Annotated in this window: 16 protein-coding genes; 13 read left to right on the forward strand and 3 right to left on the reverse strand. The window is 74.5% G+C overall.

Annotation, left to right across the window (positions count from 1 at the left end; translation table 11 throughout):
* Window positions 1-5: 5 nt before the first annotated feature.
* The 3 genes from ACF061_RS01920 (at window position 6) to ACF061_RS01930 (ending at window position 2,670) form a co-directional block, all read left to right on the forward strand.
* On the forward strand, window positions 6-743 hold the full coding sequence (locus ACF061_RS01920) for a hypothetical protein (protein WP_392264820.1): 738 nt from the start codon (window positions 6-8) through the stop codon (window positions 741-743).
* A gap of 184 nt (window positions 744-927) precedes the next feature.
* A complete protein-coding gene (locus ACF061_RS01925) occupies window positions 928-1,719 on the forward strand; it encodes an adenosylcobinamide-GDP ribazoletransferase (protein ID WP_392264821.1) in 792 nt (263 codons plus the stop codon).
* Between the two features lie 84 nt (window positions 1,720-1,803).
* On the forward strand, window positions 1,804-2,670 hold the full coding sequence (locus tag ACF061_RS01930; RefSeq protein WP_392264822.1) for an RDD family protein: 867 nt from the start codon (window positions 1,804-1,806) through the stop codon (window positions 2,668-2,670).
* Here ACF061_RS01930 and ACF061_RS01935 read toward each other — a convergent pair.
* Window positions 2,630-3,514, reverse strand: a complete 885-nt coding sequence (locus tag ACF061_RS01935) for an endo alpha-1,4 polygalactosaminidase (RefSeq protein ID WP_392264823.1) — start codon at window positions 3,512-3,514, stop codon at window positions 2,630-2,632. The genes ACF061_RS01930 and ACF061_RS01935 overlap by 41 nt on opposite strands.
* Before the next feature lie 277 nt (window positions 3,515-3,791).
* Between ACF061_RS01935 and ACF061_RS01940 the strand changes: the two genes are divergently transcribed.
* The 7 genes from ACF061_RS01940 to ACF061_RS01970 all read left to right on the forward strand — a co-directional run bounded on the left by ACF061_RS01940 (window position 3,792) and on the right by ACF061_RS01970 (window position 14,603).
* Window positions 3,792-5,318 (forward strand): leucyl aminopeptidase, encoded by a 1,527-nt coding sequence (locus ACF061_RS01940; protein WP_392264824.1) that lies wholly within the window; start codon window positions 3,792-3,794, stop codon window positions 5,316-5,318.
* Between the two features lie 245 nt (window positions 5,319-5,563).
* Complete coding sequence (lpdA, locus tag ACF061_RS01945; RefSeq protein ID WP_392264825.1) at window positions 5,564-6,952, forward strand: dihydrolipoyl dehydrogenase; 1,389 nt, start codon at window positions 5,564-5,566, stop codon at window positions 6,950-6,952.
* Between the two features lie 62 nt (window positions 6,953-7,014).
* Window positions 7,015-8,856: a 2-oxoglutarate dehydrogenase, E2 component, dihydrolipoamide succinyltransferase gene (gene sucB / locus ACF061_RS01950; RefSeq protein WP_392264826.1), complete on the forward strand. Its 1,842-nt coding sequence runs from the start codon at window positions 7,015-7,017 to the stop codon at window positions 8,854-8,856.
* Between the two features lie 269 nt (window positions 8,857-9,125).
* A complete protein-coding gene (locus tag ACF061_RS01955; RefSeq protein WP_392264827.1) occupies window positions 9,126-9,749 on the forward strand; it encodes a GntR family transcriptional regulator in 624 nt (207 codons plus the stop codon).
* A 347-nt stretch (window positions 9,750-10,096) separates the two neighbouring features.
* Window positions 10,097-12,799 (forward strand): pyruvate dehydrogenase (acetyl-transferring), homodimeric type, encoded by a 2,703-nt coding sequence (gene aceE, locus ACF061_RS01960; RefSeq protein ID WP_392264828.1) that lies wholly within the window; start codon window positions 10,097-10,099, stop codon window positions 12,797-12,799.
* An 80-nt stretch (window positions 12,800-12,879) separates the two neighbouring features.
* A complete protein-coding gene (locus ACF061_RS01965) occupies window positions 12,880-13,962 on the forward strand; it encodes a helix-turn-helix transcriptional regulator (protein ID WP_392264829.1) in 1,083 nt (360 codons plus the stop codon).
* 122 nt (window positions 13,963-14,084) lie between these two features.
* A complete protein-coding gene (locus ACF061_RS01970) occupies window positions 14,085-14,603 on the forward strand; it encodes a DUF4240 domain-containing protein (RefSeq protein WP_392265369.1) in 519 nt (172 codons plus the stop codon).
* Between the two features lie 72 nt (window positions 14,604-14,675).
* On the opposite strand, the gene ACF061_RS01975 is transcribed toward ACF061_RS01970, so the two are convergent.
* The gene (locus ACF061_RS01975) at window positions 14,676-15,446 is read right to left on the reverse strand and encodes a peptidoglycan recognition protein (protein WP_392264830.1); all 771 of its coding nucleotides are present in this window, start codon (window positions 15,444-15,446) and stop codon (window positions 14,676-14,678) included.
* Between the two features lie 294 nt (window positions 15,447-15,740).
* Here ACF061_RS01975 and ACF061_RS01980 point away from each other — a divergent pair, with 294 nt between their 5' ends.
* Complete coding sequence (locus ACF061_RS01980) at window positions 15,741-16,925, forward strand: MarP family serine protease (protein WP_392264831.1); 1,185 nt, start codon at window positions 15,741-15,743, stop codon at window positions 16,923-16,925.
* Window positions 16,926-16,966: 41 nt separating this feature from the next.
* Here the strand turns inward: ACF061_RS01980 and ACF061_RS01985 are convergent, their stop codons facing one another.
* On the reverse strand, window positions 16,967-17,464 hold the full coding sequence (locus ACF061_RS01985; RefSeq protein WP_392265370.1) for a GNAT family N-acetyltransferase: 498 nt from the start codon (window positions 17,462-17,464) through the stop codon (window positions 16,967-16,969).
* Window positions 17,465-17,526: 62 nt separating this feature from the next.
* On the opposite strand from ACF061_RS01985, the gene ACF061_RS01990 reads away from it, so the two are divergent.
* Together ACF061_RS01990 and ACF061_RS01995 are read left to right on the forward strand one after the other, a co-directional pair.
* Complete coding sequence (locus ACF061_RS01990; RefSeq protein WP_392264832.1) at window positions 17,527-18,423, forward strand: TIGR01777 family oxidoreductase; 897 nt, start codon at window positions 17,527-17,529, stop codon at window positions 18,421-18,423.
* A 212-nt stretch (window positions 18,424-18,635) separates the two neighbouring features.
* Window positions 18,636-20,144, forward strand: a complete 1,509-nt coding sequence (locus tag ACF061_RS01995; protein ID WP_392264833.1) for an NAD(P)/FAD-dependent oxidoreductase — start codon at window positions 18,636-18,638, stop codon at window positions 20,142-20,144.
* Window positions 20,145-20,317: the final 173 nt, after the last annotated feature.

The raw sequence follows: 20,317 nt of genomic DNA on the forward strand, positions 1-20,317 counted from the left end.
GCCCGGTGACCGGGCCCGCCCTCTGGGCCCGCGCCGAGTGGGGAGTGCTGTACGCCGCCGTGCGCGGGTCGCCGGCCGGGCGCGGGCCGCGGGCGGTCGCGGCGACGCTCGCCGCGGTCTGCCTGACCGCGCTGCTGCACTTCGCGCAGAGCCGGCCCTGGGGGTACGGGCTCGTGCAGCGGATCGGGGCGGTACGGGCCGAGGACCCGCTGTGGCTGGCGCTGCTGCGCACCCCGCTGTCGCTGTTCGTCCCGGCGCTGGACCTGCCGGTGTGGGGCGCGCTGGCGCAGATCCTGTGCGTGTTCGGCGTCGCCGAGGTCTGCCTGGGCCGGCGCCGCACGCTCGCCGTGGCCTATGTCGCCACGCTGGCCGGCACCCTGTACGCGCGCGCCGGCGTCGCGCTCGGCCCGCACCGGCCGCTGGGCCTGCCCGGCACGGACGCGCACGTGGTGGACACCGGCCCGTCCGCCGCCGTGGTGGGGCTCGCGGTCTACGTCGGCCTGCGCTACGGCGCCTTCGTCACGGCGGCCGCGGTGACCGCGGCGATGGTGGTCGAGGTGGTACTGAAGGAGAATCTGGCCGGCCGGGAACACCTGGCGGCGATCACGGCCGTGGCGCTGGTGTGCGCGCTGTCCGCTGCCCGGCGCCGGTGGCCGAACGGGCGGCGCCGGGCCGTCCGCTCCCGGTCCGGGCCCGGCGGCCGGACCGCCCGCGCGTCCGGCCCGCCGCCGGTCCGGCCCTGACCGCGGGCCGGGGAGCCGCCCGGCGCCGGCCGGGGCGACAGGCGCTCGGCCGGGCCCGGCCCGGGCACGCGGGCGGCGACCGCAGCGGCGTCGGGTACCGGTCGAGGCGGACGCGGGACGCTTCGTCCCTCCCGAGCTCCGCCCGCCCGTCCGCGGGCGTGCGGCCCTCCCGTAGGCTGCCCGCGTGTCCGCCCCCGCCTCGACCCCCGCGCTGCCCGGCCTCCGCTTCGCCTTCGGAACGCTGACCGTCCTCCCGGTCCGGGTGAGCCGCTGGGACCGGGAGGCGGCGCGCGGCGGAATGCTGTGCGCTCCGCTGGCCGGGCTGGTGGTCGGCGCGGCGGCGGCGGCCGTGGGCCTGCTGCTGCTGTGCTGCGGCGCGGGCCCGCTGCTCGCCGCCGTCGCCACCGCCGCCGTGCCCGCCGTGCTGACCCGCGGCCTGCACCTGGACGGCCTCGCCGACACCGCCGACGGGCTCGGCAGCGGCAAGCCCGCCGAGGACGCGCTGCGCATCATGAAGCAGTCGGACATCGGCCCCTTCGGGGTCATCTCCATCGTGTTCGTGCTGCTCGCCCAGGTGGCCGCCCTGGCGCAGGCCTACGCCGACTCGTGGGCCCGGGGCGCCCTGGCCGCCGTCGTCTCGGCGACCGCCGCCCGGCTGGCGCTCACCCTGGCCGCCCGCACCGGGGTGCCGGCCGCCCGGCCCGAGGGGCTGGGCGCGGCGGTCGCGGGCGTGGTCCCGGGCGCCGGCGCCCTCGGCGCCGCCCTCGCGGTCACGGCGGCGGCCACCGCGGCCGGGGCCGGCCTCGGGACGCGCCCCGCCCTGCTCTCGGCGGGCGCGGTGCTCGCCGCGCTCGCCGCCGCCGAACTCCTCCTGCGGCACTGCACGCGCCGCTTCGGCGGCGTGACCGGTGACGTCTTCGGCGCCCTCGCCGAGACGGCTGCCACCACCGCGCTGGTCCTCGTGTCACTGGGCTGAAACGATCCGGGCCGCTCTCTCCGCGGGCGCGCGCCGCCCCGCTAGTCTGGGCCGCCGAACAGACACGCGATCGGGGGGACGTCCGTGCTGAAGCTGCGCCGCGCCGTGGCCTGGCTCATCGACTTCGCGCTGGTGGTCGCGGCGGCCTGCGTGCTGGCCGTGCTCACCTTCCACCGGATCTCCGCGCTGGTCACCGACGTACCGGAACTCGCCACCCGCAGCGGCCTGGACCTGCTCTCCTCGCGCGGCGACGTCCTCGGCGCCTCGGAGCGGTTCGGGTTGTCGCTGTGGGACAGGACGGTGCAGTACGTCGAGGAGGCGTTCGGGCTGCTGGTCCTCGCCACCTTCCTGTACCAGTGGGTCTGCCTCGCCCTGGCCGGGCGGACGGTCGGCAAGGGGCTGCTCGGCCTGCGGGTCGCGCCCGTCGGGCCGTTCCCCGCGCGCCGGGCGCGTCCGGCCGCGCTGCGGGCCGCCGTCACCACCGCCGCCGACGTCGCCGTCTACGCCGTCGCCTGCGTGCTGCTGATCGAGGGTCACCTCCTGCTGTCGGTGCTGGTGTGGCTGCTGGCGGTGCTGGTCTTCCTGCTCAACGCCGTGCCGGTGCTGCTGCCCGCCCGGCGGTCGCTGGCCGACCGGGTCGCGGGCACGGTGGTCAGCGGCCTCGGCCTGCCCCCCGCCCCCGGCACACCGGGCGGCCCGGGCCACAACCCGCCCACCGGACCCGGTTACGGCCCGCCCGCGTATCCGGGCTACGGGACCACCGGCGGCCCCGGCCACGGCGACCCCGCCGGTCCGGGCTACGGCCCACCCACCGGTGGCCACGCGGGCGGACCCGGCTACGGCCCACCCGCCGGCCCGGGCTACGGCAACCCGGGCGGGCCCGGCCGCGGCACCACCGCCGGACCCGGCTTCAGCACGCCCGGCGCCACACCCCCAGCTCGTACTTCTTGAGCAGCGAGCTCAGGCGCAGGCGGCTGGAGGAGGCGCAGAAACTGCTCGTCGGCAGCTCGTACTCGACGTGGAACACCGCCTTGCCGGCCGCGACGAACGGCTTCAGCGCGTCGCACTCGCCGTACTGCGCGCACTGTTCGTTGACCGCGAAGTCGAAGTCCCCCACCAGCTCCGGGATCTGGTCCAGGTCGTTCTTCAGACCCACCGACATGCCCCGCTCGTGGGCCAGCCGGGCGACGAGCCGGTTGTAGCGGAGCTGGTCGGACGCCTTCAGGGGGAAGCCGGTGCGGTTCTTGTAGCCGTCCATGTTGTCCGGCTCCACCGCGTCGAAGCCCTTCTCACGGCACATGTCGAGGCGGGCCGCCATCAGGGGCTCCAGCACGTCGGTACGGCGGATGTCGAGCCAGCGCTCGCCCTTCCAGCCGTTGCCCTCGCCGAGCACCGACCTGGGGAACTTCCCCGCGTCCGGCCGGAACTCCTCCCAGGCGCCGGTGGAGACGTAGCAGATGACCTTGCGGCCGGCGCGGTGCAGCGCGGTGACGGTCGCCCGGGAGTGGTCGAAGCCGTCGATGTCGTAGACCGTCGCCCGGACGGAGGTGTCGAGCCGGCCGCTGAGCTGCCACTGCCAGCTCGTGCCGGGGCGCGGCCGCCAGCGGGCGTCGGCGGACGGTCCGGCGCCGGCGGACGAACCGCCGCCCTCGCCGGAGCCGCCGCCCGCGGGCGAACCGCCGCCGTCGTCCGGCCGGCCGGCGCAGCCGGCGAGCAGCAGGAGCGGGAGCGCGACGGCCGGGAGGAACCGGCGTCGCGACCTGCGGGGCGTGGGGTGATGCGGGGGAACGTGCACCCGACGATCATCGCCGATCCGCCCCGCGTCCCCGGGAGTTGCCCCGGACACACGCTCAGCGGCCGCCGCGCGGACGACCGCGCGGGACCGCGGCGGCACCGGTCGGCGGCCGCCCGCCGGTCCGACCGGCACGGCGACGCGCGTAGGCTCGTGGCGGGTATTTGCCCGCCCGGGTGGAGACCGCACCGCAGGAGGCATCTAGGGTCGGTCGTCGGGCCGGTCGACCCACCCGTATTCGGCCACACCAAATTCCACAGGGAAGCGAGATTTCACCACCGTGACTGCTCTCACTCTCAGCACCGCCGCGGTGCCCGGCCTGCGCGCCGACGCGATCGTCGTCGGTGTCGCCAAGGGCGCCAACGGCCCGGTCGTCGCACCGGGCGCCGAGGCCGTCGACGCGGCGTACGACGGCAGGCTCGCCGTCGTCCTGGAGACCCTCGGCGCCACCGGTGCCGAGGGCGAGGCGACGAAGCTGCCCGCGCCGTCCGGTTTCAAGGCCCCGATCGTGCTGGCGGTCGGCCTGGGCGCCGAGCCCGAGAAGGACGCCGGCTACGGCGCCGAGGCGCTGCGCCGGGCCGCCGGCACGGCCGCCCGCGCGCTCTTCGGGGCGAAGAAGGCCGCGTTCGCGCTGCCGCTCGCCGACGCCGCGGCCGTCGGTGCGGTCGGTGAGGGCGCGCTGCTCGGCGCGTACTCCTTCGACGCGTACAAGGAGAACGGCAAGGACGCCAAGGGCCGGCCCGCCAAGGCGCCGCTCGCCGACGTCGTGCTGCTCGGCGGCAAGCCCCGCGACCGCGCCCACAAGGACGCGGTCGAGCGCGCCCTCGCGCTCTCCGAGGAGCTCAACCGCGCCCGCGACCTGGTCAACACGCCGCCCAACGACCTCAACCCGGCCGCCTTCGCCGCCCTCGCGCAGGACGCCGCCAAGGCGAACGGCCTGAAGATCCAGGTGCTCGACGAGAAGGCCCTCACCAAGGGCGGCTACGGCGGCATCCTGGGCGTCGGCTCCGGCTCGGCGTCGGCCCCGCGGCTGGTGAAGCTGTCGTACAGCAGCCCCAAGGCGAAGAAGCACCTGGCGTTCGTCGGCAAGGGCATCACCTACGACTCGGGCGGCATCTCCCTCAAGCCGGCCGGCCACAACGAGACGATGAAGTGCGACATGGCCGGCGCCGCCGCCGTGCTGGCCGCCGTCGTCACCGCCGCCCGGCTGGGCCTGGAGGTCAACGTCACCGGCTGGCTGGCACTGGCCGAGAACATGCCCTCCGGCTCCGCCGTCCGCCCCGGTGACGTGCTGCGCATGTTCAGCGGCAAGACGGTGGAGGTGCTCAACACCGACGCCGAGGGCCGGCTGGTGCTCGCGGACGCCCTGTGGGCGGCCTCGCAGGAGAAGCCGGACGCGATCATCGACGTCGCGACCCTGACCGGCGCGATGATGGTGGCGCTCGGCAACCGCGTCTTCGGCGTCATGGCCAACGACGACGCCTTCCGCGGCGCGGTCCACGAGGCCGCCGGGGAGGTCGGCGAGGAGGCCTGGCCGATGCCGCTGCCGGAGCACCTGCGCAAGGGCATGGACTCCCCCGTCGCCGACATCGCCAACATGGGCGAGCGCATGGGCGGCGGCCTGGTCGCCGGTCTGTTCCTGCGCGAGTTCGTCGGCGAGGGCATCACCTGGGCGCACCTGGACATCGCCGGGCCCGCCTTCAACGAGGGCGGTCCGTTCGGCTACACGCCGAAGGGCGGCACCGGTACCGCGGTGCGGACGCTGGTGCGCGTCGCCGAGCTCACCGCCGCGGGTGACCTGGGCTGAGGTTCGTCCCTCCGCCACGACGGCCTCGGGCGCCCTGTGCGCCCGGGGCTGTTTTGTCCGGTTGCGCCCCGCGGGTGGCACGTCTCACACCCCGGCCCGGCGTCTCGCTCGCCCCCGACAAGTGCGAAGATGGAGCCCGGCAGGACAGGGCCCCCACCTAAGGGCCGAAGAACGAGCGGCCGGACACCAGCCGCCAGCCGGTCACCGACGACCGGCGTACGGCGCACATGCATGGAGGACGTGACGTGGCGAACGACGCCAGCACCGTTTTCGACCTAGTGATCCTCGGCGGTGGTAGCGGTGGTTACGCCGCGGCCCTGCGCGGGGCTCAGCTGGGCCTGGACGTCGCCCTGATCGAGAAGGACAAGGTCGGCGGTACCTGCCTGCACCGGGGTTGCATCCCCACCAAGGCCCTGCTGCACGCGGGCGAGATCGCCGACCAGGCCCGCGAGAGCGAGCAGTTCGGTGTCAAGGCCACCTTCGAGGGCATCGACGTACCGGCCGTCCACAAGTACAAGGACGACGTGATCTCGGGCCTGTACAAGGGGCTCCAGGGGCTCATCGCCTCCCGCAAGGTGACCTACATCGAGGGTGAGGGCCGGCTGTCCTCCCCCACCTCCGTCGACGTGAACGGGCAGCGGATCCAGGGCCGTCACATCCTCCTGGCGACCGGTTCCGTGCCGAAGTCCCTGCCGGGCCTGGAGATCGACGGCAACCGCATCATCTCCTCCGACCACGCCCTCGTCCTGGACCGCGTGCCGCAGTCCGCGATCATCCTGGGCGGCGGCGTGATCGGCGTCGAGTTCGCCTCCGCCTGGAAGTCCTTCGGCGCCGACGTCACGGTCGTCGAGGGCCTCAAGCACCTGGTCCCGGTGGAGGACGAGAACTCCTCGAAGCTGCTGGAGCGCGCCTTCCGCAAGCGCGGGATCAAGTTCAGCCTCGGCACCTTCTTCCAGAAGGCCGAGTACACCCAGGACGGCGTCAAGGTCACCCTCGCCGACGGCAAGGAGTTCGAGGCCGAGGTCCTGCTCGTCGCCGTCGGCCGCGGCCCGGTCTCCCAGGGCCTGGGCTACGAGGAGGCCGGGGTCGCCATGGACCGCGGCTACGTCCTCGTCGACGAGTACATGCGCACCAACGTCGAGACCATCTCCGCCGTCGGTGACCTGGTTCCCACGCTCCAGCTCGCGCACGTCGGCTTCGCCGAGGGCATCCTGGTGGCGGAGCGCCTGGCCGGCCTCAAGGTCGTCCCGATCGACTACGACGGTGTCCCGCGGGTGACGTACTGCCACCCGGAGGTCGCCTCCGTCGGCATCACCGAGGCCAAGGCCAAGGAGCTCTACGGCGCGGACAAGGTCGTCGCCCTGAAGTACAACCTGGCGGGCAACGGCAAGAGCAAGATCCTGAAGACCGCGGGCGAGATCAAGCTCGTCCAGGTCAAGGACGGTGCGGTGGTCGGCGTCCACATGGTCGGCGACCGCATGGGCGAGCAGGTCGGCGAGGCCCAGCTCATCTACAACTGGGAGGCGCTGCCGGCCGAGGTCGCCCAGCTCGTACACGCCCACCCGACGCAGAACGAGGCGCTCGGCGAGGCCCACCTGGCGCTGGCCGGCAAGCCGCTGCACTCCCACGACTGACGCCCTCAGTCATCGGGCGCGACGACACAGACTTCCGCACTTCGTAAGGAGCAACCGAAACCATGGCGGTTTCCGTAACCCTTCCCGCGCTCGGCGAGAGCGTCACCGAGGGCACTGTCACCCGCTGGCTGAAGGCCGAGGGCGAGCGCGTCGAGGCCGACGAGCCGCTGCTCGAGGTCTCGACCGACAAGGTCGACACCGAGATCCCCTCGCCCGCCGCCGGCGTGCTGGCCTCCATCAAGGTCGCCGAGGACGAGACCGTAGAGGTCGGCGCCGAGCTGGCCGTCATCGACGACGGCTCGGGCGCCCCCGCGGCCGCCCCGGCGCCCGCCACCGAGGCCGCCCCCGAGCCGGCCCCGGCCCCGACCGAGACGGCCGCCCCCGCCGCCCAGGCCCCGGCCGCGCCCGCCACCGAGCAGGCCGCCCCCGCCCCGGCGCCGACCGCCGAGGCGGCCGCCGGCGCCGGTTCCGCCGAGGGCACGGACGTGGTCCTGCCCGCGCTCGGCGAGTCCGTCACCGAGGGCACCGTCACCCGCTGGCTGAAGTCGGTCGGCGACTCCGTCGAGGCCGACGAGCCGCTGCTCGAGGTCTCCACGGACAAGGTCGACACCGAGATCCCGGCGCCCACCTCCGGTGTGCTCCTGGAGATCGTGGTCGGCGAGGACGAGACCGCCGAGGTCGGCGCCAAGCTCGCCGTCATCGGCGCCCCGGGCGCCGCTCCCGCGGCAGCTCCGGCCCCCGCCGCCCCGGCCCCGGCCCCCGCCGCCGAGGCTCCCGCCCCGGCCCCCGCGGCTCCGGCCGCTCCGGCTCCGGCCCCGCAGGCCCCGGCCGCTCCGGCCCCGGCGCCCGCCCCGGCTCCGCAGGCCCCCGCCGCCCCGGCTCCGGCCCCGCAGGCCCCGGCCGCTCCGGCCCCGGCGCCCGCCCCGGCTCCGGCGGCTGCCCCGGCCGCGCCCGCTCCGGCCGCCCAGGCGACCGACGAGGGCGCGTACGTCACCCCCCTGGTGCGCAAGCTCGCCGCCGAGAACGGCGTCGACCTGGCCGCCGTCAAGGGCACCGGCGTCGGCGGCCGGATCCGCAAGCAGGACGTGCTCGCCGCCGCCGAGGCCGCGAAGGCCGCCCCGGCTCCGGCCGCTGCCGCCGCCGCGCCCGCCGCGAAGAAGGCCCCCGCCCTGGAGGCCTCCCCGCTGCGCGGCCAGACCGTCAAGATGCCGCGCATCCGCAAGGTCATCGGCGACAACATGGTCAAGGCGCTGCACGAGCAGGCGCAGCTGTCCTCGGTGGTCGAGGTCGACGTGACCCGCCTGATGCGGCTGCGCGCCCGGGCGAAGGACTCCTTCGCGGCGCGCGAGGGCGTCAAGCTCTCCCCGATGCCGTTCTTCGTCAAGGCGGCCGCGCAGGCGCTGAAGGCCCACCCGGTCATCAACGCCAAGATCAACGAGGCCGAGGGGACCATCACCTACTTCGACACCGAGAACATCGGTATCGCGGTGGACTCCGAGAAGGGCCTGATGACCCCGGTCATCAAGCACGCCGGCGACCTCAACATCGCCGGTATCGCCAAGGCCACGGCCGAGCTCGCGGGCAAGGTCCGGGCCAGCAAGATCACTCCGGACGAGCTGTCCGGCGCGACCTTCACCATCTCCAACACGGGTTCGCGCGGCGCGCTGTTCGACACGATCATCGTGCCGCCGGGCCAGGTCGCGATCCTCGGCATCGGCGCCACCGTCAAGCGCCCGGCCGTGATCGAGACCGAGGAGGGCACGGTCATCGGCGTCCGCGACATGACCTACCTGACCCTCTCCTACGACCACCGTCTGGTGGACGGCGCCGACGCGGCCCGTTACCTGACGGCGGTCAAGGCGATCCTGGAGGCGGGCGAGTTCGAGGTCGAGCTCGGCCTCTGACGCGGACCGCGGGACCCGCACGAGATCGAACTCGGGCCCCGGTCCTCCCCCTCCCGGGAACGCCTGGGAACAGCTGTACGGCGCCCCCGTCCGGAGCACTCCGGGCGGGGGCGCCGCGTTTGCCGTTTCTTGGCCATCACGGCGTGTAAGCCTCGTCTCACCTGCACGAAAGCGCACGTATGAGCCCTTCCGCCCCGCGCCGACCGCCGTATTGTTACTCAACGTCAAACGCCCCAGGGGGCCGCCGGGTCCCGTTTTAAGGAGCCCTCATGACCGCGCCCGTCGTCCACTCGCTGCGCGAACAGATCCGCGAGCACATCGTGGAGGGGATCGTCAGCGGGCGCTGGAAGCCGGGCGAGCGGATCGTGGAGCGGCGGATCGCCACCGAACTGGAGGTCAGCCAGACGCCCGTGCGGGAAGCACTGCGGGAACTGGAGTCGCTGCGGCTGATCGAGTCCGCGCCGAACAAGGGCGTCCGGGTGCGCAACCTGACCGCCGCCGACCTGGAGGAGAGCTACCCCGTGCGGGCCGGCCTGGAGGCCATCGCGGCGGAGCTGGCGGCGGAGCGGCTGGCCGAGGACTGCTCGGCCCTGGAACCGCACGTCAGCGCGCTCTACGAGGCCGACCGGCGAGCCGACGGCACCGCCCAGGTGCGGCACACGGTGGGCTTCCACCGCGAGCTGGTGCGCGCGGCCGGCAACTCGGTGCTGCTGCACACCTGGGAGGGCCTGGGGATCGAGGTCTTCACCGCGCTCTCGATCCGCTGGCTGGGCACCGTCCAGCAGTCGTACGCCGAGGAGCACGAGGAACTGGTGCAGGCGTTCCGCCGACGCGACCCGCGCATCCCCGAGCTGGTGAAGGCGCACGTCCTGGGGTGCGCGCCCCGGCCGTGAAACGGCCCCGGACTGCCTCGGAGCGAGTCGCACCAGCGCCCCGGCGGCCCGTGTCCGACCAGTCGAGCACTTCCCCGCTCACCTGCGGAAACCCTTCGAAAACAAGGCACCGGGTGCCTGTGGGACAGGCACCCGGTGCCTACTTTCTCGGAATCGAGAGGTTTTCGCCCTCAACCCTTTGATCGATCATCGATCAGGGGGTTACAGTCACCGACGGGCCACGCGCCGGAGCCGCACAAACGATTTCGCGCGCCGGGGCCCCGCGCCCTGTCCTGCCAAAGACCAAGGGCACCCCCGAACCCTTACGCAGATGAGGGAACCCCCCTTCGACTGAGGAAGGCGGCGACATGACCGACCCCAACGCCATCCAGCCGAGCGAGCTCGACCAGCTCCCGGACCGCGACCCCGAGGAGACCGCCGAGTGGCGGGCCTCCCTGGACGCCGTTGCCAAGGCGGCCGGGCCGCACCGTGCCGCGTACCTGATGCGCCGCACGCTGGAGCGCGCCGAGGGCGCCGGCGTCACCCTGCCCAAGCTCCTCGAGACGGACTACGTCAACTCCATCCCGACCGCCGCCGAGCCGGCCGTCCCCGGTGACGAGGCCATGGAGGCCCGGATCACCGCGTGGAACCGCTGGAACGCGGCCGCGATGGTCACCCGTGGCGCGAAGCACGGCGTCGGCGGCCACATCGCCACCTTCGCCTCGGCCGCCTGGCTCTACGAGACCGGCTTCAACCACTTCTTCCACGGCAAGGAGGGCGACGGCTCCGGCGACCAGCTGTACATCCAGGGCCACGCCTCTCCCGGCATCTACGCCCGCGCCTTCCTCGACGGACGGCTGAGCGAACAGCAGCTGGACAACTTCCGCCAGGAGGCGGGCGGCAACGGCCTGCCGTCCTACCCGCACCCGCGCCGACTGCCCTGGCTGTGGGAGTTCCCGACCGTCTCGATGGGCCTCGGCCCGCTGTCGGCGATCTACCAGGCGCGCTTCAACCGCTACCTCACCAACCGCGGCATCAAGGACGTCTCGTCCTCGCACGTGTGGGCGTTCCTCGGCGACGGCGAGATGGACGAGCCCGAGTCGACGGCGGCCCTCGCGCTGGCCGCCCGCGAGGAGCTGGACAACCTCACCTTCGTCATCAACTGCAACCTGCAGCGCCTGGACGGCCCGGTCCGCGCCAACTTCAAGATCGTGCAGGAGCTGGAGGCCCAGTTCCGCGGCGCCGGCTGGAACGTCGTCAAGACCCTGTGGGGCTCCGCCTGGGACGAGCTGTTCGCCCTGGACACCACGGGCGCGCTGGTACGCCGGCTGCGCGAGGTACCGGACGCGCAGGTGCAGACGTACCAGACCCGTGACGCCGCCTACATCCGCGAGGACTTCTTCGGCAAGGACCCGGCGCTCGCCGAGATGGCGAAGCTGCTGAGCGACGACAAGATCATCGAGGTCTTCCACTTCTCGCGCGGCGGCCACGAGTCCCGCAAGGTCTACGCCGCCTACAAGGCCGCCCTGGAGCACAAGGGCGCCCCGACGGTGATCCTCGCCCAGACGGTCAAGGGCCACACCCTCGGCAGCGGCTTCGCGTCGAAGAACGCCAACCACCAGATGAAGAAGCTCTCGGTGGACGAGTTCAAGCAGATGCGCGACCTGCTGGAGCTGCCCATCTCCGACAGCCAGTTCGTCGACGGCCAGGTCCCCTACGGCCACCCGGGCGCCGACTCCCCCGAGGTCCGCTACCTCCAGGAGCGCCGCGCGGCCCTCGGCGGCCCCGCCCCGGCCCGCCGGGTCCAGCCCCTCGCGCCGCTGCCGGCCCCGGCCGACAAGGCGTTCGCCTCCTTCGACAAGGGCTCCGGCTCGCAGAACGTGGCCACCACCATGGCCTTCGTCCGCCTGGTCAAGGACCTGGTCCGCGACAAGGAGACGGGCAGGCGCTGGGTGCCGATCGTCCCCGACGAGGCGCGCACCTTCGGCATGGAGAGCCTGTTCCCCTCCCTCGGCATCTACTCGCCCAAGGGCCAGACGTACGAGCCGGTCGACCGCGACCAGCTGATGTACTACAAGGAGGCCAAGAACGGCCAGATCCTCAACGAGGGGATCACCGAGGCCGGCTCGATGGCCGACTTCATCGCCGCTTCGTCGTCGTACGCGACGCACGGCGAGGCGATGATCCCGTTCTACATCTTCTACTCGATGTTCGGCTGGCAGCGCACCGCCGACCAGATGTGGCAGCTCGGCGACCAGCTCGGCCGCGGCTTCCTCGTCGGCGCCACGGCCGGCCGTACGACGCTGACGGGTGAGGGCCTCCAGCACGCCGACGGCCACTCGCCGGTCATCGCGGCGACCAACCCGGCGGCGCTGTCGTACGACCCGGCGTTCGCGTACGAGATCGCGGTCATCGTCAAGGAGGGTCTGCGCCGGATGTACGGCGAGGCCGCCGAGGGCGAGGACCAGAACGTCTTCTACTACCTCACCGTCTACAACGAGCCGCTGCCGCAGCCGGCGAAGCCCGCGGGCGCCGGTGTGGACGAGGGCATCGTCAAGGGCCTGTACCGGTTCAACACGGCCGAGACCGCTGGTCTGACCGCTCCGGCGAACGCCCCCCGGATCCAGCTCCTGGGTTCCGGCACGGCGATCCACTGGGCCCTGGAGGCCCAGAAGCTCCTCTCCGAGGAGTGGGGCGTGGCCGCCGACGTGTGGTCCGCGACCTCCTGGGGCGAGCTGCGCCGGGACGCCATGGAGGCCGACGCGGCACTGCTGCGCGGCGAGGAGCGGGTGCCGTACGTCCGGCGGGCGCTGCAGGGCGCCGAGGGCCCGGTCCTGGCCGTGTCCGACTACATGCGCCAGGTCCCGGACCAGATCGCGCAGTGGGTCGAGCAGGACTACTCCTCGCTGGGCGCCGACGGCTTCGGTCTGTCGGACACCCGTGAGGCCGCCCGCCGCCACTTCGGCGTCGACGCCCAGTCGATCGTCGTCGCCGCCCTGGCCCAGCTGGCCCGGCGCGGCGAGGTGAAGGCCTCGGCGGTCAAGGAGGCCCGGGAGAAGTACGGCCTGTAAGGACCGGGTACGACCAGGACGAAGGGGCACGGTTTCGGCCGTGCCCCTTCGTCGTCGGTGGGGGGCGGCATCATGAGGTCATGCGTGCCGCCCGTCTGATCAGAATGGTGCTGCTGTTGCAGTCCCGGCCGTCCATGACCGCGGCCGAGCTGGCCCGGGAGCTGGAGGTGTCGGAGCGCACCGTCACCCGGGACGCGCAGGCCCTGTCTGCGGCGGGCGTGCCGGTCTACGCCGACCGGGGGCGGGCCGGGGGGTACCGGCTGATCGGCGGCTACCGTACCCGGCTCACCGGCCTGGCCCGCGACGAGGCCGAGGCGTTGTTCCTCAGCGGTGTGCCGGGGGCGCTGACGGAGATGGGCCTGCGGGACGCCGCGTCGGCCGCCCGGCTGAAGGTGTCCGCCGCGCTGCTCCCCGGCCTGCGCGACGCCTCCCGCACGGCGGCTCAGCGCTTCCACCTGGACGCGCCGAACTGGTTCCGGGAGCCGGAGACGCCCGAGTCGCTGCCGGCGGTCGCCGGGGCGGTGTGGGACGACCGGCGCGTGGTCGCGCGCTACCGGCGCGGGGAGCGGGAGGCGGTACGGGACCTGGAGCCGTACGGGCTCGTCCTGAAGGCCGGCGTGTGGTACCTGTGCGCCCGCGTGCCGGAGCCGGGCGGGGACGGTGCGCGGGGCGGGGACGGTGCGCGGGGCGGGGACGGTGCGCGGGGCGGGGACGGCGGGAGCGACCGGCACGGCCGGGACGACGCCCGGGGCGGGGGCGGCGTCTTCCGGGTCTACCGGATCGACCGGTTCACGGCGGTCACCGCCGGTGAGTCGCGGTTCAGCCGGGACGCGGAGTTCGACCTGCCCGCCTTCTGGGCCGAGCACTCCGCGCGGTTCGCCCGTTCCATCCTGCGCGCCGAGGTCGTCGTGCTGCTGTCCGAGGAGGGAGTGCGCAGGCTTGCGCACGCGGTGGACCCGGTGGCGGCCCGGGAGGCCCTGGCCGGCGCGGACGCCCCCGACGAGGACGGACGGGTGCGGGTGACGCTTCCGGTGGAGTCCGAGGATGTCGCCCACGACCAGCTCTCCTCGCTCGGCCCGGAGGCCGAGGTGCTGGCCCCGCGAACGCTGCGGGAGCGGTTCGCCCGGGACGCGGCTCGGCTCGCCCGGATGTACGACACCTGATCCTCGGCCGGGGGCGCGCCCCCGGGGCGCGTGAACTCGTCCGTGGGGCGGGTGGGGTGCGTGTAACGATCCGCTGTACTCCGCGTGCGCCCCCTGGGCCGAGGGCCGATGCTTGACCCGTGATGGACGAGACGGAGTTCTGGGAGCTGATCGACGCCGCGCGCGGGGCCGCCGAGGGGGACCCGGAGGAGCAGGCCGACCTGCTCGTGGAGCGGTTGCTCGACCGCGAACCCGAGGTGGTCCTGGACTTCGCGCGCCATTTCGAATCCCGTTACAACCGGGCCTACCGCTGGGACCTGTGGGGCGCCGCCTGGGTGCTGCTCGACGGGGCGAGCGACGACGCGTTCGACTACTTCCGGTGCTGGCTGATCGGCCAGGGCCGGGAGGTCTTCGAGGGGGCCCTGCACGACCCGGACTCGCTCGCCGACCTGCTGGGCGACTTCGACGAGGAGATCGACGGCGACGGCGAGGAACTGGGTTACGCGGCCGACGAGGCGTACGAGCAGCTCACCGGCACCGTCGCTCCCGACCTCGGCGTCCCGCCCGCCCCGGCCGAGCCGGAGGGCACGCCGGTCGAGTTCGAGGACGACCGGGCGCTCGCCCAGCGCTATCCCCGGCTGTGGGACCGGTTCCGCGAGTAGCGCCACGCGCGCCCGCGCCCCGTGCGGGTCACGCCGCCGACCGCCGTCGCTCCCCCCGCCGCTCCCCGGGGTTCAGTACCTGCCCTGCAGCCGTGCCGCGGCCTCGCGGATCGCCGGCAGGCGGACCGCCAGGGCCGCGCCCGGGCAGTTGGTCGGGAAGCCGTCCGTGTGACCGGCGAGGGCCGGGAGCAGCGCGGTGGTGCCCGGCTGGTACCGGCTGAGGCGGTTGCTGGAGACCAGCGCGACGCTCGCGCGCGGGTCGACGCCGGCCAGGCCCAGCTTCCAGGCGGCCAGCGCGGCGATCGCGTCCGTCATGACTTGCGGCACGGGTGCTCCGGCGGTGAACGTGCCGATCGCCGCTATGCCCGCGGTGCGGTGGTTGAAGCCCTGGGTGTGGGCTCCGGTGACGGCACGGTCGACACCTCCGGCGCGCCCCTCGTATATGGTGCCGCAGCGGTCGACGAGGAAGTTGTAGCCGATGTCGTCCCACTGGCGGACGCCCGTCTGACCCGCGTACAGATGGCGGATGACGGACGGGGCGTCGGCGCAGGCGTAGCCGTTGGGCGAGTCGGTGTGGTGGACGAACACGGCGACGACCTTGTCGTCGTAGCGCGGGGGCGGCTGCGCGTGCCGCGCGGTGGCGTCCAGCCAGACCGACCTGGGCAGGATGCGCGGCCTGGGCGCGCCGTGCGCGGACATGCCGGACCGGGGCTCGACCGCAGGCGCGGAGCCCGCCGCGGGCGCCTGTGCGTGCGCCGGCGAGGTGAGCGTACGGTCGACGCCCCGGGCGCCCACCAGCAGTCCGCCGACGGCGGCGGCCGGCAGACAGCACAGCAGCGCCACGCCGGCGCCACGCAACCGCCGGGGACGCCGGCGGGCCGTGGCGGCTCGGCGCGGTCCCCGTGGACTCCGTCGGAGCCGGGCGCGCCCGGCCTTCCCCTCTGCACGCATGAGCCCACTGTCACCCCCATCCGGTCCGCCCGCGATGTGTGGTGTGCCACCTGGTGGAACCATCGTCCTGGTCCGGGACGTTTCTGCGGGTACACGTACGCGTGGTCGGTTTCCGGGCGCACGTACGCGTGACCGATCGCCGGGCCCGTCCCGCGCGTGTCCGGGTCCGGGAGAAAGGCGGCCTGAGTGGACCTGCTCGATCTCGTGCTGTTGCTGGTGATCCTCCTCTACGCGGCCTCCGGTTACCGGCGCGGGCTGGTGGCCGGCTGCGTCTCCCTGGCCGGGTTCGTCGGCGGCGCGGTCGTCGGCGTGTGGGTGCTGCCCTGGGTGATGGGCCTGGTCACCCGGGGGACGGCGACGGCGACCGTCACCGCCGTGCTCACGGTGCTGGTGCCCGCGGTGGTGGGCCACGAGCTGGCGGGGCGGCTGGCGTTGCGGCTGCGGCGCGAGCTGGACCGCGGGCCGCTGCGGGTGGCCGACGGGATCGGCGGGGCCGCCGCGAACGCGGTGGCGGTACTGATCGTGGCGTGGGTGGCCGCGAGCGTCCTGGGCGCCTCCTCCTCCCCGGTGGTGACCACGGCGATACGCGACTCGAAACTGCTGGGCACCGTGCAGAACGCGATGCCGGACACCACTCCGGCCTGGTTCTCGCGGGCCACCTCCGCGCTCACGGAGGCCGGCTTCCCCCAGGTCTTCAACCCGTTCGAGAACGAGCCGGCGACGGGCGTCGCCGAGCCCTCGGGCGACAGCGTGACGGCCGGCGTGACGCGGGCCGCCCGGCTCAGCACGGTGAAGATCGAGGGCTCCTCGGGCAACCAGGGCCGCGAGGGCAGCGGTTTCGTGTTCGCGAGCCGGCACGTGATGACCAACGCGCACGTGGTGGCGGGCATCGACCAGCCGTTCGTGCGGATCGGCGGTGTCGGTCGGTCGTACGAGGCACGGGTGGTGCTGTTCGATCCGGACCGGGACGTGGCCGTGCTCTACGTCCCCGGTCTGCGCGCCCCCGTCCTGCGGTTCGACGGCGCCGCGGCGCGCGGCGCCCCGGCCGTCGTCGCGGGCTATCCGCAGGACGGCGGCCTGAACCTGCAGGCGGCGACGGTGGCCAACCGGATCCGGGCGACGGGCCAGAACATCTACAACGACGCCACCGTCACCCGTGAGATCTACTCGATCCGCTCCACCGTCCGGCCCGGCAACTCCGGCGGCCCGCTGCTGACCACCGACGGCCGCGTCTACGGTGTGGTCTTCGCCCGCTCCACGTCCAACAGCGGGACGGGTTACGTGCTGACGGCGGCCGAGGTCGCCCCGGACGCGCTGCGGGCGGCGACGGCGACGACCCCGGTGGACACGGGCGCGCTGGTCACCTCCTGAGGCACGGCGCGGACGCCGGGGCCGTCGCCGGGGCGCGGAGGTCAGACGGAGCGGCCCATGAACACGTCGTCGACGTACTCGCCCTCGATCAGGAACTCCTCCGGCAGGATCCCCTCGACGACGTAGCCCTCTGACTCGTACAGCTTGCGGGCCGGGGTGTTGTGCCCCAGCACCCGGAGGGTGATGCGCCGCGCGCCCTGCCGCCGGGCCTCGTCCCGGCCGGCCCGCAGCAGGGCCCGGCCGACTCCGGCGCCCCGTGCCCGGTCGGCGACGGCCAGGCCCCGGATCTGGCGGACGTGCGCGTTGCACTCCAGCGGCGTGGCGAAGGCCAGTCGGAGGTAGCCGACGACGGCGCCCGCCACCTCGGCCACGATGATCTGGTCCGGCCCGGAACGCTCGGTGAAGAAGGGCTCGTACGGCGGCTGCGGACGCGGCTGCACGGAGTGCAGCGGGGACCAGGTGGCGCGGTCGAGCCGTGCCAGGGCCTCCTCGTCGACGAGGGTGGCGGGACGTATGTGCGGAACCGGCATGGCGGTCACTCTACGGCGCGGACGTGCGGCGCTCACCGGGGTTTTCGCGGCGCAGCGGGCAGGATGGGGACATGGAACGTTCGCGAATCGCGGTGGCCGGGGCGTCCGGTCTCATCGGCAGTGCCCTGGTGCGGTCCCTGGTCGCGGACGGGCACGAGGTGCGCCGCCTGGTGCGCCGTCAGGCCCGGAGCGGGGACGAGGTGCGGTGGGACCCGCAGCGGCAGTACGTGGACTCGGCCGGGCTGGCCGGCTGCGACGCCGTGGTCAACCTGGCGGGCGCCGGGGTGGGCGACCACCGCTGGACGGACGCGTACAAGAAGACGATCCGGGACAGCCGGGTGCTCGGCACGGCCGCGCTCGCCGAGGCCGTCGCCGCCCTGGACGTGCCGCCTCGGGTCTTCGTAGGCGGCAGCGCGATCGGCTTCTACGGCGACACCGGCGACCGGGCCGTGGACGAGGACGCGCCGCCGGGGGACGGCTTCCTGCCCGAGGTGTGCGTGGAGTGGGAGGAGGCCGCCGCCCCGGCGCGGGAGGCGGGCATCCGTACGGTGTTCGCCCGCACCGGACTGGTCGTGGCCCGTGAGGGCGGGGCCTGGGGGCGGCTGTTCCCGCTGTTCCAGGCCGGACTGGGCGGCCGGCTGGGGAGCGGGCGGCAGTACTGGTCGTTCATCTCGCTGCACGACGAGGTCGCGGCGCTGCGGCACCTCATCGACACCGAAACCCTGTCGGGGCCGGTCAACCTCACCGCGCCGCGTCCCCTGACGAACCGGGAGATCACCGCGGCGATGGGCCGGGTGCTGCACCGGCCGACGCTGTTCTCCGTGCCGGCGCCGGTCCTGCGGACCGTGCTCGGGGAGATGGCGGGCGACGTGCTGGGCAGTGCGCGGGTGCTGCCGGGGCGGCTGCTGGAGACGGGGTTCTCGTTCGCGTTCCCGGGGATCGAGGACGCGGTCCGGGCCGCCCTGTGAGGCGCCGGGACCCCGGCGGACGGCGCTGTGCCGCTCCGCGGGGCACCGGCGAAAACTTGCGACCGTATGCGACCGTCATGCGACCGTGCCCCTGTCGGTGCGCGACTGTCCCGGACCGGACGCGGACCTAACCTCGTGTCGAACTCGGGTATCCCTCAAGCCGGTCGAGGGCATCACTGCTCCACCGGCCGCGCAACCTCGAGGAGGGGCACGTGCTTGAGCCCGCGTACCAGGTCGATGTCGTCGTCGTGGGAGCCGGGGTCGCCGGGCTCTCGGCGGCGCACCGGCTGACCAGCGCAGGAGTAACCACCGCGGTCCTGGAGGCCGCCCCTTACGTCGGCGGCCGCATGTCGACGGAGAAGGTCGACGGGTTCCGGCTCGACCGGATCGGACAGCTGCTGTTCACGTCCTACCCCCAACTGGGCCGCAGCCCGGGGCTGGACGCACTGGTGCTGCGCCCCTTCGCGCCGGGGGTCCTGCTGCACAGCGAGGGGCGTCGTCACCGTGCGGGCGCCCCGGTGGGCGTCAGGGGCGCGCGGAGCGCGCTCCATGCCGTACGCGCCCTCGCGAGCGCTCCTCGGCCGCCCACGGCGCTGCCCAGGGCACGTGCCCGGGCCCGCGCCCTGGGTCCCGTCGCGCCCACCGCGACCGCGCCGTACGGGGCCGTGGGCACCGCCGACGCCCGGCGGTTCGGCGCGGAGGTCCCCTTCCTGGACGGGCCGCCTCCGGCCCGCACGGGCCGGGCCGTACTGACCGACCGTGCCCAGCCCTTCGGTATCGGCGCCCCCCTGCGGCTGCGCGCCGCGCTCGCCCGGATCGCCGCCACCCCGGTCGAACGTCTGCTGGCCCGGCCCGAACTGTCCGCGGGTCAGGCGCTGGCGGCCCGCGGGCTGCCGCCGCGCACCGTCGACGGCTTCCTGCGCCCGCTGCTCGCCGCCCTGCTGTGCGACCCGGATCTCACCACGTCCAGTCGCTGCGCGGACCTGGCGCTGCGCGCCTTCGCGAGCGGCCGGCTGTGCCTGCCGGAGGGCGGCGCGGAGGTCCTGCCGGAGCTGCTCGCCGGCTCGCTGCCGCCCGGCACCGTACGCACCGGCGTCCGGGTCACCTCGGTCTCCACCAACTCGGTGACCACCGCCGAGCACGGAGTGGTCCGCTGCCGCGCGGTGCTGGTCGCGACCGGCGCGCGCACCGCCGCCGCACTGCTGCCCGGGCTGCGCGTGCCGGACTTCCACCCGGTGACGGTGGTGCACCACTCGACCGACGAGCCGCCGGCGACGGGCGGATACCTGCTGCTCGACGCGGACCGCGGCGGGCCGGTCGCGCACACCGCGGTGACCAGCCGGGTCGACCCCGCACGCGCGCCCGCCGGACGGGCCCTGGTCTCGTCGACGGTCCTGGGCGAGCCGGCGGCCGACATCGACGCCGCCGTGCGCCGTCACCTGTCCCGCCTCTACGGCGTCCCGACCGCGCGCTGGGAGACGCTCGCCGTCCACCACACCGCCGAGGCCGTTCCCGCGATGCGCCCGCCGCACGACCTGAGGCGCCCGGTGCGACTGCTGGCGGGGCTGTACGTGTGCGGCGACCACCGCGACACCAGCACCCTCCAGGGCGCCCTGCACTCGGCCCGCCGGGCCTCCGCGGCGATCCTGGCCGACCTGGGCTGCGGCCGGCCGATGCACACCGCCGACCCGCTGCCGACGGCCTCCAAGGCGGCTGCCTGACCGGGGCGCGGGATCCCTGGGTCCCCCGCCCCGCGCCGACCCGGGCAGGGGTGCGCGAGGCGCGGGGGGGGGGGGGCCCCCCCCGGCCCCCCCCCCCCCCCGCCCCCGGGGCCCCCCCCCCCGGGGGCGCGGGGGGCCCCCCCCGCCACCCACCCCCGCCCCCCCCCCCCGGC

Origin of the sequence: Streptomyces sp. NPDC015220 (assembly GCF_043079345.1) — a bacterium.
GTDB lineage: Bacteria > Actinomycetota > Actinomycetes > Streptomycetales > Streptomycetaceae > Streptomyces.